The organism is Jatrophihabitans lederbergiae (assembly GCF_031845305.1).
Taxonomy (GTDB): domain Bacteria; phylum Actinomycetota; class Actinomycetes; order Mycobacteriales; family Jatrophihabitantaceae; genus Jatrophihabitans_A; species Jatrophihabitans_A lederbergiae.
Genome location: NZ_JAVREH010000010.1, coordinates 44,921 through 59,411, shown reverse-complemented (window position 1 = coordinate 59,411; position 14,491 = coordinate 44,921). Strand labels below are relative to the sequence as shown.

15 protein-coding genes are annotated in these 14,491 nt (G+C 67.7%); 13 read left to right on the top strand and 2 right to left on the bottom strand.

Annotation, left to right across the window (positions count from 1 at the left end; all coding sequences use genetic code 11):
* The first annotated feature begins 62 nt into the window (after positions 1–62).
* The 4 genes from RM423_RS10280 to RM423_RS10265 are packed head-to-tail and all read left to right on the top strand — an operon-like array spanning position 63 to position 2,406.
* Positions 63–893, top strand: coding sequence for an LOG family protein (locus RM423_RS10280; RefSeq protein ID WP_311422936.1), 831 nt, complete (start codon positions 63–65; stop codon positions 891–893).
* A 12-nt stretch (positions 894–905) separates the two neighbouring features.
* Complete coding sequence (locus RM423_RS10275) at positions 906–1,448, top strand: LOG family protein (protein WP_311422935.1); 543 nt, start codon at positions 906–908, stop codon at positions 1,446–1,448.
* Between the two features lie 49 nt (positions 1,449–1,497).
* The gene (locus RM423_RS10270; RefSeq protein ID WP_311422934.1) at positions 1,498–1,836 is read left to right on the top strand and encodes a hypothetical protein; all 339 of its coding nucleotides are present in this window, start codon (positions 1,498–1,500) and stop codon (positions 1,834–1,836) included.
* A complete protein-coding gene (locus RM423_RS10265) occupies positions 1,837–2,406 on the top strand; it encodes a DNA-3-methyladenine glycosylase I (protein ID WP_311422933.1) in 570 nt (189 codons plus the stop codon).
* A gap of 23 nt (positions 2,407–2,429) precedes the next feature.
* Here RM423_RS10265 and RM423_RS10260 read toward each other — a convergent pair whose 3' ends face one another.
* Positions 2,430–3,218, bottom strand: coding sequence for an enoyl-CoA hydratase-related protein (locus tag RM423_RS10260; protein ID WP_311422932.1), 789 nt, complete (start codon positions 3,216–3,218; stop codon positions 2,430–2,432).
* Positions 3,219–3,449: 231 nt separating this feature from the next.
* Here RM423_RS10260 and RM423_RS10255 point away from each other — a divergent pair, with 231 nt between their 5' ends.
* Positions 3,450–3,617 carry a DUF3117 domain-containing protein gene (locus RM423_RS10255; protein WP_311422931.1) on the top strand — a complete coding sequence of 56 codons (168 nt, stop codon included), beginning with the start codon at positions 3,450–3,452 and terminating at the stop codon, positions 3,615–3,617.
* Positions 3,618–3,787: 170 nt separating this feature from the next.
* Complete coding sequence (locus tag RM423_RS10250) at positions 3,788–5,248, top strand: leucyl aminopeptidase family protein (RefSeq protein ID WP_311422930.1); 1,461 nt, start codon at positions 3,788–3,790, stop codon at positions 5,246–5,248.
* A 50-nt stretch (positions 5,249–5,298) separates the two neighbouring features.
* Here the strand turns inward: RM423_RS10250 and glgA are convergent, their stop codons facing one another.
* Positions 5,299–6,468, bottom strand: coding sequence for a glycogen synthase (gene glgA, locus RM423_RS10245; RefSeq protein WP_311422929.1), 1,170 nt, complete (start codon positions 6,466–6,468; stop codon positions 5,299–5,301).
* A gap of 65 nt (positions 6,469–6,533) precedes the next feature.
* On the opposite strand from glgA, the gene glgC reads away from it, so the two are divergent.
* From glgC to RM423_RS10210, 7 genes are all read left to right on the top strand, one after another.
* Complete coding sequence (gene glgC / locus RM423_RS10240; protein WP_311422928.1) at positions 6,534–7,754, top strand: glucose-1-phosphate adenylyltransferase; 1,221 nt, start codon at positions 6,534–6,536, stop codon at positions 7,752–7,754.
* Between the two features lie 190 nt (positions 7,755–7,944).
* Positions 7,945–8,832, top strand: a complete 888-nt coding sequence (locus RM423_RS10235) for an ABC transporter substrate-binding protein (protein ID WP_311422927.1) — start codon at positions 7,945–7,947, stop codon at positions 8,830–8,832.
* 79 nt (positions 8,833–8,911) lie between these two features.
* Complete coding sequence (locus RM423_RS10230; protein ID WP_396327674.1) at positions 8,912–9,805, top strand: amino acid ABC transporter permease; 894 nt, start codon at positions 8,912–8,914, stop codon at positions 9,803–9,805.
* A gap of 14 nt (positions 9,806–9,819) precedes the next feature.
* Positions 9,820–10,572, top strand: coding sequence for an amino acid ABC transporter ATP-binding protein (locus tag RM423_RS10225; protein ID WP_396327673.1), 753 nt, complete (start codon positions 9,820–9,822; stop codon positions 10,570–10,572).
* Positions 10,569–11,750: an NAD(P)/FAD-dependent oxidoreductase gene (locus tag RM423_RS10220; protein ID WP_311422924.1), complete on the top strand. Its 1,182-nt coding sequence runs from the start codon at positions 10,569–10,571 to the stop codon at positions 11,748–11,750. Before RM423_RS10225 ends, RM423_RS10220 begins: the two co-directional genes overlap by 4 nt.
* Positions 11,751–12,022: 272 nt before the next feature.
* Positions 12,023–12,727, top strand: coding sequence for a GTP cyclohydrolase II RibA (gene ribA / locus RM423_RS10215; RefSeq protein ID WP_311422923.1), 705 nt, complete (start codon positions 12,023–12,025; stop codon positions 12,725–12,727).
* Between the two features lie 59 nt (positions 12,728–12,786).
* Complete coding sequence (locus RM423_RS10210; RefSeq protein ID WP_311422922.1) at positions 12,787–14,472, top strand: WD40 repeat domain-containing protein; 1,686 nt, start codon at positions 12,787–12,789, stop codon at positions 14,470–14,472.
* Positions 14,473–14,491 lie beyond the last annotated feature (19 nt).

Sequence of the window (14,491 nt, the reverse complement as noted above, 5' to 3'; positions counted from 1 at the left end):
TTCCGGCGGCCCCGCTACGGGTGTCAGGACCGCGCTGCCGGGACTGGCCTAGGGTGGCGACTATGACAAATGGACGTCCGGCCCCCCGGCAGGTCACCGAGCGCCACCGGGGCCCGGTGACCCTGCGGCGGTCCCAGAACCCGGCCGAGGCGGAGACGACGGACCAGCGGCTGCTGGATTCGCGCGGATCCACCGACTGGTTGCACACCGACCCGTGGCGGGTGCTGCGCATCCAGTCGGAGTTCGTGGAGGGCTTCGGCCTGCTGGCCGAGCTGGGCCGCGCGGTGTCGGTATTCGGCTCGGCCCGGACGGCTGTCGGCACGCCTGAGTACCAGGACGCGGAGCGGCTGGGCGCGGCGCTGGCGAAGGCCGGCTACGCCGTGATCACCGGAGGCGGCCCGGGCTCGATGGAGGCAGCCAACCGCGGCGCCAGCCAGGCCGACGGGGTGTCGGTGGGCCTGGGCATCGAGCTGCCGTTCGAGCAGCGGCTCAACGACTGGGTGGACCTTGGGCTGACCTTCCGCTACTTCTTCGCCCGCAAGACGATGTTCGTCAAGTACGCGCAGGCATTCGTGATCATGCCCGGCGGCTTCGGCACCCTGGACGAGCTATTCGAGGCACTCACCCTCGTCCAGACCCGCAAGGTGACCCGCTTCCCGGTGATCCTGTTCGGCACCGAGTACTGGTCCGGCCTGCTCGAATGGATGCGCGCCACACTGCTGCCCGAGGCCAAGATCGGCACCGCGGACCTCGACCTGATCCACCTCACCAGCAGCGTCGACGAGGCCGTGTCCATCATCGTCGAGGCCGAAGCCGAGCGCTCCTCGCAGGAACGGGCCGAGGCGGCGGTGCAGGCCGCGGCGCGGGCGATGGGTGCCGGCGATGCGCAATAGGGACTGGTAGCGGTGGCAGCGATCTGTGTCTTCTGCGCGTCGTCCCCCGGGATCGACGAGTCCTACCTGCGGCTCGCCGGCGACGTCGGCGCCCGTATCGGGAACGGCGGCCATCGGTTGGTCTCCGGCGGTGGTCGGGTGTCGATGATGGGCGCGGTGGCCGTGGCCGCGAGGGCGCACGGAGCGCACACTCTGGGCGTGATCCCGAAGCACCTGATACCGCTGGAGGTCGCCGATTCCGACGCCGACGAGCTGGTCGTGGTGGACACCATGCGCGAGCGCAAGGCTGTGATGGACGAGCGCTCCGACGCCTTTCTGGTGCTGCCGGGCGGCATCGGCACCCTGGAGGAGTTCTTCGAGGTGTGGACGGCCGGATCGCTGGGCATGCACCCCAAGCCGGTGGTGGTGCTCGACCTGGACGGCTTCTACGCGCCGCTGTGGAACTTCATCGGCTCGCTCGTGGAGCGTGGATTCGTGCGGGACGCGGCCTGGACGGGACTGCACCGGGCGACCAACCTGGACGAGGCCTTTGCGGTGATCGAGGCTGTGCTGTGAGTGCGGCCGCGGTCGCACTGCTGTCAGCACCTCGTGTGAGGATCGACGAATGCTGCTGATCGGGTACCTGCTGCTGGCGCTCGTCGTGGCGGCGCTGCTGTTCTACGGCGTGGTGGCGCTGCTGCCGAACGGGTTGTCATTGACGCCGCAGCGGGACAACCCGCCGTTCGAGCTACCCGCTGATCGCCGGATGGTGCGGGAGGACCTGGAACGGGTGCGCATTCCCATCGGCCTGCGGGGGTACCGTTTCGCCGAGACCGACGACCTGATCGACCGGCTCGCCGCCGAGATCGTGGTTCGTGACGAAGAGATTGCGCGCCTTCGCTCGCCGCTGCAGAACACCGGCGAGGGTTCAGGCCAGGCCGCCGAGTCGCACCGGGACGTCTGAGTGAGCGAAGCGAATGCTGAGCCCCGCCGGTGCGATTGGGGCAACAGCACTCACGATTACGCGGTCTATCACGACGAGGAATGGGGCGTCGAGGTCCGCGGTGACAACGCCCTGTTCGAGCGGCTGACTCTCGAGGCATTCCAGTCCGGGCTGTCCTGGCTGACCATCCTGCGTCGTCGCGAGACCTTCCGTACCGCGTTCGGGCATTTCGACGTGGCGACGGTGGCCGCTTTCGGCACCGAGGACCGAGCCCGACTGCTGGTCGATCCCGGCATCATCCGCAACCGGGCGAAGGTGGACGCCGCGATCAACAACGCACGTGCCATCACCGACAACGTGCCCGAGGGGCTTACCGAGCTGCTCTGGTCGTTCGCGCCGGAGGTGCACCCGCGACCCGCCGTGCTCGCCGACATTCAGCCCATCACCGCCGAGTCCCGAGCCATGGCCAAGGAGCTCAAGCGACGCGGCTTCGCCTTCGTCGGCCCCACGACCGCGTACGCCCTGATGCAGGCCACCGGGATGGTGGACGACCACGTCGGGTACTGCTGGCGGGCGGACTCCGCCGACTGAGCACCGGCACGCACGCGCACTCCTCAGTGCCCGACGAAGACCGGCTTCTCTTTGGCGACGAACGCCGCCACCGCGGTCCGGTGGTCAGCGGTCGCGCCCGCAGCGGCCTGCTGAACCGCCTCGTTCTCCAGCGACTCGGCAAGGCCGTGCGCGGCCGAGAAGTGGATCGCCTGCTTGATGGCGGCGTACGCGGCGGTGGGTCCAGCGGCGAGCCGGGCGGCCAACTCCTGGGCCACCGGCAGGACCTGCGCCGCCTCGACTACCTGGGTGGTCAGGCCGTACTCGGCCGCCACCTGCGCGGTGATCGGCTGGGCCAGCATGGCGAGCTCCACCGCGCGGGCGGAACCGATCAGTCGCGGCAGGGTCCACGAGACCCCGCTGTCGAGACCGAGCCCGACGTTGGCGAAGGCGAGCAGGAACTTGGCGTCGCGCGAGACGATCCGCAGGTCGCAGGCGAAGCTGAAGGACGCGCCGGCGCCCGCGGCGGTGCCGTTCACGGCGGCGATGACCGGCTTGGGCATCTGGGTGAGCGCCAGCGCGATCGGGTTGTAATGCTCGCGGACCGTGCTCAGCGGCGCCGGGTCCTCGGCCTGCAGCAGCCGGATGTGCTCGGCCAGGTCCTGGCCGACGCAGAACCCGCGTCCGCTGCCGGTCAGCACCACGGCCCGCACCGACAGGTCGGCGGCGATGTCGCCGAGCGTGCTCACCAGCGCGTCCTTCAGCTCGACCGAGAGCGAGTTCAGCGACTCGGGCCGGTTCATCGTCAGCGTCACCACACCGTCGGTGCGGTCGGTCAGGAGTACGTCAGCCATCGCTGCAGCCTAGGACATCAGCTCGACCAGCCGGTTCAGTGCAATGCATGCGCAGCGGCAGCATCTCACCTGCTACCCGCTGAGAACATCTCAAAGCGGCGGACAGTGGGCGTGCTGCGGGCCGCTTTGGCTTGATCATCGCCTATGCGAGACAATATGAATCAGCACTACCTGACCCGCGCTGATCGGGCGGGCGTGACGATGCAGTTCTGACCGCAAGAGGAGGCACGGATGGCGGCGATGAAGCCGCGGACGGGTGATGGTCCGCTCGAAGTCACCAAAGAGGGGCGCGGCCTGGTAATGCGCGTTCCGCTGGAAGGCGGCGGCCGTCTCGTCGTTGAGCTTTCCGCTGACGAGGCGAGCGCGCTGTCAAAGGCGCTGTCGGCTGCCGTCAGCTAGCGGCTCAGTGGCCCCGGCCGGCGCTGTCCAACTCGCGAAGTGCGAGCCGGTCAGCACCGGCCGGGGCTTATGCAGGGGGTGAACCAGCCGCCTGTGTAAACCGGCACTGATCAGAGCGTCGATTGCATCGTGACCCGCGTTTTCAGCTCGTCGATCCGAAGAGGCCGCCCGTGATCCTGTTGCAGATTCCAGAACTCCGCCAGCCGGCTGACGTGGTGGTGATCGGCCTGATCGGCTCCGAGCTGCAACTGCCCGAGGTGTCCACCACCGTCCTGCCGGTGCCCGCCGCCCAGGCGGCCGCGCGCTACGCCGCCGACGAGCAGCTCGACGCCGCAGCCGGCTCGTTGCACACGCTGGCGATCCCCGGAGCGGTGCCGTCCACCGTCCTCATCGCCGGGCTCGGCGCCGCGTCCGCCACTGAGCTTCGGGTCGCGGCGGTCGCCGTGGGCCGCCGGATCGCGGCGCTGCCGGAAGGCAAGCGCGTGAGCGTGGCGCTCGATGCTCCCGCCGAGCGGGACAGCGCGGCCCTGGCCGAAGGACTGGTCCTCGGTGGGTACCGGTTCACGCTGCCGTCCGCGGCCGACCAGGACCCCCTGCACACCGTCAACCTCGTGGGCGACGTGGACCGGGCCGGTCTCACGGCCGGCGACGAGGCCGCTGACGCCGCCGGTTGGGCTCGCGACCTCGGCAACACCCCGGCAGCCGAGTTGACTCCGGCCCGGATGGGTGAGCTGGCGGAGCAGCAGCTGACGCCGGCCGGCTGCAAGGTCCAGGTGCGCGACGAGGCGTGGCTGGCGGCCCAGGGCTTCGGGGGAGTGCTCGCAGTCGGTGCCGGCTCCGCGTACGGGCCGCGCCTGATCGAGGTCAGTTACAAGCCCCGTCGTCGAGCCGGCTCCCCAGCTCTGAAGCACGTCGTGCTGGTCGGCAAGGGGATCACCTTCGACAGCGGGGGGCTGAACCTCAAGCCGCCGGCCGGGATGCGGATGATGCACACCGACATGTGCGGTGGCGCGGCGGTGCTGGCAGCGATCCAGTACGCGGCGATGCTGAAGCTGCCGGTGCAGGTGACCGCCCTGGTGCCCGCCGCCGAGAACGCGGTGTCCGGCACCAGCATGCGTCCCTCCGACGTGATCACCCAGTTCGGTGGCCGCACCACCGAGATCGGCAACACCGACGCCGAGGGCCGGTTGGTGCTCGCCGACGCCCTCGCCTACGCAGTCGCCAGGCTCAAGCCGGACGTGCTGATCGACATTGCCACGCTCACCGGTGCCATGCGGATCGCGCTCGGTACCGAGACGGCCGGCTTCTTCGCCAACGACGACGGGCTCTCCGGAGCGCTGGAGCAGGCGGCGGAGGACACCGACGAGCCGGTCTGGCGGATGCCGCTGGAGCACCGCTACGCCACGCTGCTGGAATCGCCGGTGGCCGACGCCCGCAACGACCCGGGCAGCCCCGGCGGAATCACCGCGGCGCTGTTCCTGCAGCCCTTCGTCGCCGACGTGGCGTGGGCCCATCTCGACATCGCCGGTCCCGCCCGGTCGGAGCAGGACGGCCCGCTGCTGTCGCGCGGCGCCACCGGGTTCGGCGCACGGCTGCTGGCCCGCTACCTCGAGAACGCTGCCGCCAGCTGAGCACCGGACGGCCGCCCAGCAGGCCGGTGACCAGCTAGGGCAGTGATCAGCTAGATCACCGAGCGATAGAGTTCCACGGTGCGTGCCGCGATCGCGTCCCAGCCGTAGTGGGTGACCGCCCGATCACGGCCGGCCAGTCCCATCGCCCGGGTCCGCGCCGGATCGGCGAGCAATCCGTTCACCGCTTCGACAAGGCCGGTGTGGAACGCGGCCTCGTCCTCGGCGGTGTAGTCCACCAGCAGGCCGGTCTCGCCCTCGACCACGACGTCGGGAATCCCGCCGACCCGCGAGGCCACCACGGCGGTCTCGCACGCCATCGCCTCCAGGTTGACGATGCCCTGCGGCTCGTAGATGGAGGGGCAGAGAAACACGTCGGACGCGGTCAGCAGCTGCAGCAGCTCCTCGCGCGGCAGCATCTCCTGGATCCACACCACGCCCTCTCGCGAGGACTGCAGCTCGGCCACTCCGGCCGCGATCTCGGCGGCGAGTTCGGGAGTGTCCGGAGCGCCGGCACACAGCGCGAGTTGCGCTCCCGGGGCGAAGCGGGCCGCGGCGGCCACCAGGTGCGCGACCCCCTTCTGGCGGGTGATCCTGCCGACGAACAGCACGATGGGCTGATCCTCGCGCAGGCCGTACCGCTCCAGCACGTCGCGGCCGGTAACCGGCGCGTACAACTCGGTGTCGATGCCGTTCGGAATGATCTGGACCTTCGCCGGATCGATGGACGGATACGCCGTCAGGATGTCCTGGCGCATGCCCTTGCTGACCGCGACCACGGCGGCCGCGCCCTCGTAGGCGGTGCGTTCGGCCCAGGACGAGAGCCGGTAGCCGCCGCCGAGCTGCTCGGCCTTCCACGGCCGCAACGGTTCCAGTGAATGCGCCGTGACGACATGGGGCACGTCGTAGAGCATCGAGGCGAGGTGACCGGCCAGGTTGGCGTACCAGGTGTGGGAGTGCACCACATCGACGGGGCCGCCCGCGCTGCCGATGCCGGCGGCGATCTCCAGGTCGACTCCGAACGTACCCAGGGCGGCGTTCGCACCGCTCAGGCCGGCCGGTGTCCGGTACGCGTGCACGCCGGGCTCGCTGCGATCGGCACCGAAGCAGTGCACCTCGATGTCGATCAGCTTGCGCAGCTCGCGCGCCAGGAACTCGATGTGCACCCCGGCGCCGCCGTAGACCTCGGGCGGGTACTCGCGACTGACCAGTGCTGCTCGCATATCAGCAGGCTAGCGGGCATTTCCGATGCTGTGACAGCCCCTATGATCCCGCTAGGGTAAGGCGCATGGCAGCAGCGGTACGGGTTCTGGGAATCGTCCTGGCCGGTGGCGCGGGCAAGCGGCTCTGGCCGCTCACCGCGGACCGAGCGAAGCCGGCGGTGCCCTTCGGCGGCAATTACCGGTTGATCGACTTCGTCCTGTCGAACATGGTGAACGCGGGATTCCTGCGGATCTGTGTGCTGACGCAGTACAAGTCGCACTCGCTGGACCGCCACGTCACCCAGACCTGGCGGATGTCGCAGTTGCTCGGCAACTACGTCACGCCCGTCCCGGCGCAGCAGCGGCTCGGCCCGCGCTGGTACACCGGCAGCGCCGACGCCATCCTGCAGTCGATGAACCTGATCACCGACGACAGGCCGACCCACATCGCGGTCTTCGGCGCAGACCACGTGTACCGGATGGACCCGAAGCAGATGCTCGAGCGGCACATCGAGTCCGGCTGCGGCGTGACGGTCGCGGGCATCCGGGTGCCGCGCGAGTCGGCCGACCAGTTCGGCGTCATCGACGCCGACGCCAATGGCAAGGTCCTGCAGTTCCTGGAAAAGCCGGCAGATCCGCCCGGCCTGCCCGATGACCCGAGCGTCTCGTACGCCTCGATGGGCAACTACATCTTCAGCACCGAGGCGCTGGTCGAGGCGCTGCGGGCAGACGCCGAGGACCCGACATCGGTGCACGACATGGGCGGCTCGATCATGCCGTGGATGGTGGAACGCGGCCGGGCGTCGGTGTACGACTTCAACGACAACGACATTCCCGGCTCCGAGGACCGCGACCGCGGCTACTGGCGCGACGTGGGGACCATGGACGCCTACTACGACGCCAACATGGACCTGGTCAGCGTCCACCCGATCTTCAACCTGTACAACTCGGCCTGGCCGATCTACACCTACCACGAGCAGCTGCCGCCGGCGAAGTTCGTCGACGGCGGTCTGGCCCAGGAGTCGATCGTCGGGGCGGGCGCCATCATCTCCGGCTCGACGGTGCGCGGCAGCGTGCTGTCTCCGAACGTCAAGATCCGCAACGGCGCCTACGTCGAGGGCTCGGTGATTCTGGACAACGTGATCATCGGCGAGGGTGCGGTGATCCGGCGCGCCATCCTGGACAAGAACGTGGTGGTGGCACCGGGCGCGCATATCGGCGTCGACCTGGACTCGGATCGGCAGCGCTACCACGTCTCCGACAGCGGGGTCGTGGTTCTGGGCAAGGGCGAGCGGGCCGGGCACTGACGGCCCCTGAGCGGCCGGACGACGAAATCTGGACGAAACGAGCCCTACTCCAGAAACAACCTGAGCCGCGATTACGGTTGCGTTGCGTACCTTCGGACCCGCCGCTGCCGCCTGAGCGGGGTGCCTTAGAGTCGCCTGCACCACCGCCTCTCCCTCGACTCGGAAAGAAGTCAGCATGCGACGATCTGCCATGGTTCTGACAGGACTGGCAACGGTGGGCGTGCTGGCGCTGACCGGCTGTGCCAAGAACACGCCGAAGGGCGCGGCGGGTCCCACCTCGACTGCCTCCATCAGCGCGGTGGCCAAGGACCAGAGCGCGGCTGATCTGCTTCCAGCCAGCGTCAAGTCCACCGGCAAGCTGATGGTCGGCATCAACATTCCGTATGCCCCGAACGAGTACAAGGACCCGTCCGGAAAGATCGTCGGGTGGGAGGTCGACTTCCTCAACACGGTCGCGACCAAGCTCGGCGTGACGGTGACCTACAACGAGTCCAGCTTCGACAACATCCTGCCCAGCGTGAAGGGCGGCAAGTACAACCTCGGCATGTCCTCGCTCACCGACAACAAGACCCGTGAGGCGCAGGTCGACTTCGTCAACTACTACAACGCCGGTAACCAGTGGGCGACGCCCGCCGGGAAGAAGGTCGATCCGGACAACGCCTGCGGCCTGAAGGTGGCGGTCGAGACCGGCACCACGCAGCAGACCGACGACGTCCCGACCAAGAGCAAGGCATGTACCGCTGCGGGCAAGAAGGCCATCACGATTCTCAAGATCGACAGTCAGGACGCCGTGAACCAGTCGGTCATCCTGGGTCAGGCTGACGCCTTCGACGCCGACTCGCCGATCACCGAGTACGCGGTCAAGCAGTCGAGCGGCAAGCTGACCCTGTCCGGCGACATCTACGGTGCCGCGCCGTACGGGCTTGCGGTGGCCAAGGACGGCGGCACCCTGAAAGAGGCGCTGCAGAAGGCGATCCAGTCGATGATCGACGACGGGACGTACAAGCAGGTCCTCGACAAGTGGGGCGTAAGCGCGGGCGCGATCAAGCAGGCCACGGTCAACGGCGCCCAGAGCTAGGGCGATGTCCGTACCTGTGCACGGGGGTGCCGAGCCGGTGGCGAGCGGGCCGGCTGTCGGGCGCGGCAACCGACCCGAGATGATCCAGGCGGTGCCGATGCGCCGTCCGGGCCGGCTGGTCGTGGCCGTCCTGATCGTGGTGCTGCTGGCCCTCTTCCTGTACGGCGCGGCCACCAACAGCGCCTATGACTGGGGCACGTTCGGCCGGTACCTGTTCGACCAGCGGGTCAGCCAGGCAGCCGCCATCACGCTGTCGCTCACCGCGCTGGCGATGTTCTTCGCCATCGTGCTCGGCGTGATCCTCGCGGTCATGCGGCTGTCGCCCAACCCGGTGCTGAAGTGGGTCAGCTGGGTGTTCGTGTGGTTCTTCCGCGGCACCCCGGTGTACGTCCAGCTGGTGTTCTGGGGGCTGCTGGTGGTCATCTACAAGCACATCGACCTGGGCATCCCGTTCGTGCACCAGTTCGCCCACATCAGCACCCAGAGCCTGTTCACCCCGTACTGGCTGGCGGTTCTCGGCCTGTCGCTGAACGAGTCGGCCTACATGGCCGAGATCGTCCGGGCCGGCATCAGCAGCGTGGACGAGGGCCAGGAAGAGGCCGCCCGGGCGCTGGGCATGTCCTGGGGGCAGAGCACCCTGCGGATCGTGCTGCCGCAGGCGATGCGGGTCATCATCCCGCCCACCGGCAACGAGCTGATCTCGATGCTCAAGACCACGTCCCTGGTGACCGCGGTGCCCTACACCCTGGAGCTGTACAGCCGCACCCGCGACCTCGCCGTCGAGACGTACAACCCGATCCCGATGCTGCTGGTGGCCTCGGCCTGGTACCTGTTCTTCACCTCGGTACTGATGGTCGGCCAGTTCTATCTGGAGCGGTACTTCGCCCGGGGCGCGTCGCGGAAGATGTCGGCCAAGCAGCTCCAGGCGCTTGCCAACGCCCAGAGTCTCGGCAGTATGCACGGGGGCATCTGATGGCGACGGACGAGATGGTCCGAAGCGACCAGGTGTGCAAGTACTTCGGGGCACTGGAGGTGCTCAAGGGCATCACGCTCACCGTGAATCGCGGCGAGGTGATGTGCCTGGTGGGCCCGTCCGGCTCGGGCAAGTCCACCTTCCTGCGCTGCATCAACCACCTGGAGCAGGTCAGCGCCGGCCGGCTGTGGGTGGACGGCGAGCTGGTCGGCTACCAGGAGCGTGCCGGCCGGCTGCACGAGATGCACCCGAAGGAGGCCGCCAAGCAGCGCCGCGACATCGGGATGGTGTTCCAGAGGTTCAACCTGTTCCCGCACCTGACGGCGCTGGAGAACATCACCGAGGCCCCGATCCGGGTGAAGAAGCAGAAGAAGGACGCCGCTGTCACCCGCGGCAAGCAGTTGCTGGCTCAGGTCGGGCTGTCGGAGAAGGCGCAGGCCTATCCCGCGCAACTGTCAGGTGGTCAGCAGCAGCGCGTCGCCATCGCGCGGGCGCTGGCGATGGACCCCAAGCTGATGCTCTTCGACGAGCCCACCTCGGCGCTGGACCCCGAGCTCGTGGGCGAGGTGCTCGACGTGATGAAGGAGCTCGCCCGCGGCGGCATGACGATGATCGTGGTGACGCACGAGATGGGCTTCGCCCGCGAGGTCGCCGACTCCCTGGTGTTCATGGACGCCGGCGTGGTCGTGGAGGCCGGGGACCCGGGGCGGGTGCTGAGTAATCCGGAGCATGAGCGCACGAAGGCGTTCCTGTCCAAGGTGCTGTGACCCCGCCGGACGTGGGCTGGGACGCGGACCCGGTGGTCGCCGGGCGTTCCGCGCTGGCGCCGCTGGCAGCCTCGGTCACCGGCGACGTGTGCGTGATCGGCCTTGGCGGGAGCGGTCTGGCCGCGGTCGGCGAGGCGCTGCGGCGGGGCCTCTCCGTGGTCGGCCTGGACGCCGGGCGGGTGGCGGCAGGGGCGGCCGGGCGCAATGGCGGCTTTCTCATCGCCGGTCCCGCGATCGCGCTGCACCAGGCCGCCGCGGGCTGGGGCGCCGAGGCCGCCTTGGCGCTGTACCGGCAGACGATGGACGAGATCGGCGCGCTGGCTGACCTGCTCGGCCCCGAGGTCATCCGCCGCGAGGGCTCGCTGCGGTTGGCGGGGCTGCCGGGTGAGCTGGCGGACGCCGCGGCGGCTGCTGACCGGGAACTGGAGCTGGCCGATTGCCTTGACCAGCAACGGACGCTGCAAGAGCACGGGATCGCGGTGGAGTCCTATGCCGGGCCGCTCGGTCAGGGGCTGTTCCTGCCGGATGACGCGGCGATGAATCCGGCGCGGCGCGCCCTGGGGTTGGCGGCGATCTACGGCCCCCGGGCGCGGCTGTTCGAGAACAGCCCGGTGCGCTCGGTCGAAACCGGCCGGGTGGTCACCGACGCCGGTGACGTCTCGGCCGGGCTGGTGGTCGTCGCGGTCGACGGCAAGCTGGAGGTGCTGCTGCCCGAACTCACCGGACGGATCCGCACCACTCGCCTGCAGATGCTGTCCACGGAGCCGCTCGCACCGGGCCCGTCCGGCGAGCCGCGGCTGCCCTGTCCCGTGTACAGCCGCTGGGGTTATGACTATGCCCAGCAGGACCGTGCCGGCCGGATGTTCATCGGCGGCGGCCGGGACCACTTCGCCGACGAGGAGTGGACGCTGGACACCACGCCGACGGCCGGCGTCCAGGGCTGGATCGAACACGCTGCCGCTAGGTTCGCAGGCGCCCCGGTGCGGGTGACGCACCGGTGGGCGGCGTCGGCCGGCTACACCCCCGACGCGCGTCCGCTGGTCACCGAGGTGCGTCCCGGGGTGGTGGCCTGCGGCGGGTACAACGGCACCGGCAATCTGGTGGGTCCGATCGCCGCCCGGGCCGCGCTGGCACTGGGCCTGGACGGCCAGCGCCCCGGCAACTACTTCGGGTGCTGACGTCATTGAGCGTCTCAGGAGGCTGCCGCGCACCGCTGCCCGAACCCCGGTCACATACGCGCCAGAGGTGACCTCCGGCGACGAACCTGACCGGATGCTAGAAACCAGACATACCCTTGACAAGGGTGTGATTTGACAGTAGAATTGACTTATCGCAATGTGCATCCTGCTGGGCCGAAAGACGAACCGCGCTGAGTGCGATGGCCTGCAAGGTTCTCTGGTGCACGCTAACCGAGAACTGCGAATGCGGATTCTGCGGCGGAGGGGCGTAAATGACGATAGAGGCAGACATCGAGCGTATTCCGCGACGGCGCACCGCCAACGGCAGTCAGCGAGCGGTGCTCCGCGCCGAGGCCAACCTTCCAGTCAACGGCAAGGTGATGAGGGTCATGGTTTTCGGATTGACGGGTATTGACGGCGCACGAGCAGAAGAGGTCGTTGCGCTGGTCAATTCGCGCGATCCCACGGCAGTGCCGTTGGTCAGAGTGCACAGTGCCTGCCTCACCGGAGACATCCTCGGATCTCAGAAGTGTGATTGCGGTGACCAATTGAAGGTGGCGCTCCGTCAGATTCAAGTCCGGCCGCACGGGATGCTGCTGTACATGCTGAATCACGAGGGTCGCGGGATAGGGCTCACGCAGAAGATTCGGGCCTATGCTTTGCAAGATGGGGGTGACAACACCATTGAGGCAAATCTCAACCTTGGTCTGCCTGTGGAGGCGCGGGACTTTATTGCCGCGGCCGAGGTGCTTCACCTGCTGAATTCAGACACGATCGATCTGCTCACGAACAACCCGCTCAAGATCGAGGGTCTTGAAACCCACGGAGTCACCGTGCGGCACCGCGTTCCAATTCAGGGCGACCTAACCGAGCAGAACGCCCAGTACCTGCTGGACAAAGACCAGCGGATGGGCCACATCGGCGCGCTGCCAGCGCACTATCTGCAAGGCCCGAAGGCCACCCAGGACGTTTCCTAGTCCTTTCCGATCTTACGAACAGGTTGTGTCAACCTACTAACCGCGATCGAGGATAATTCATGATCGAGCACACCGGACCCATCAGCGGGATCGCTGCGTACGAAGACCGATACGTCATCACAGCTGGCTACGATAACAACGTCATCCTCTGGGACCAGAGGACCAAGAAGTCGATTTGCCGCACTCAACACGACCACCTGGTCAATCAGGTCGCCTTTTCACCCGACGGTCAGTTTGCGGTCTCTTCGTCATCCGATTATAGTGCCCGCGTCTGGCAGTTGCCCGACATGAGGCTCTATTCGGTGCTTCGGGGGCATGACGATGATGTCGAGATGTCTGTGTTCCATCCCGGTGGCCAGCTCATTGCCACGGCGTCGAGGGATCACAACGTCCGCGTCTTCAATCTCGAGGGCGCCTGTTTGGCGACGTTCCTTGGTCACACCGCAGATGTCATATCAGTAGAATGGAGCCCTGACGGTACGCAATTGATTTCCTCCAGCGACGACGGCACGGTTAAACGATGGTCGCTCGACTCCCAAGCGCTCATCAAGGACATCGACTTGAACGGTGTCGAGACGGACACGATTGCCATCACCAAGAATGGCGTCATTTTCGCTGGCAATGACGAGGGCAAAATCGTCCGCGTTGCGGATGACACGACCTCGATTCAGGCCCACGACGCCGGCATCAAACGGGTCATCATCGACCCGGACAAGTCGCTGCTGGTGAGCCTCAGCTACGACCGGCGCATGAAGATCTGGGATGCCACAGACGACCGCTTGACCATCCTGGCGACCGCTGAGCTACCGGATGATGTCTGGCCTCGCTCGGCCGCCTTCGCGGGTCACTCCAAGCTCGTGTTCGCCACCTTCGGGTCCACCTACCGGACCTTCGACTACGGCGCACAGACTTGGTTGGCCGAGGACGTGCCTGCGACCGGCGGCGCCAACGCGGTGCTGGCGTCGAAACTCCATGGCATCGTCACCGTGGGTGACTCAGGAACCGTCAAGGCGAGCGGCCGGGAGCTGTGCGACATTGGCACGCTCTGCAACTTCCTGGTCGAGACGAGCGGCACCATTCTCACGGGCGGTCAACTGGGAATTCTCTATGACGCGGCCACCGGAAGGCCAATCCTGCAGCACCGCTCGCCACTGAACTGCGGTGTGACCTTCGAGCGTTCCGGGCGGGAGCACGTCCTGATCGGGAGCTACACCGGCGAGGGCCTGGTACTGGACATGTGCGGGGATGTGCCGCGGCATATCGAGACGATCCATCTCAGTGAGAACGCCATCAAGGGGGTGGCACACTCGGCCGGCACGCTGTTCTCGGTTTCGGCGGACGCGGCGGCGGCATGGTTCGACGCCGAGACCCTGACGCAGCGCGCTCTCCTTGAGGGCTCCCACGACAAGATTGCCAACGGATGCGCCGGCCTGGATGCCGGATTCTTCGCGAGCGTCAGCCGCGACCTCAAGCTGCGGATCTGGGACGGCCAGATGCAGGCCACGGTTGTCCCCACCCCGCACGACCACTCGATCAAGTGTGTCGCAGCTTCCGCCGACGGCAGATACATCGCGACCGGTGGCTACCACGGACGAATCGCTGTCTATGACCGGCGGCTTGATCGGTGGATCTCCGACGACCGCGAGACCAGCGCGGGAATTTCCTCACTGGCCTTCGATCGCGAGAACCAGGAGTTTCTCGGAAGCTCCTACGACGGGCGTGTCTACCGAGTCCCGGTCGCGTAGTGCTCAAGCGGCCTGCTGC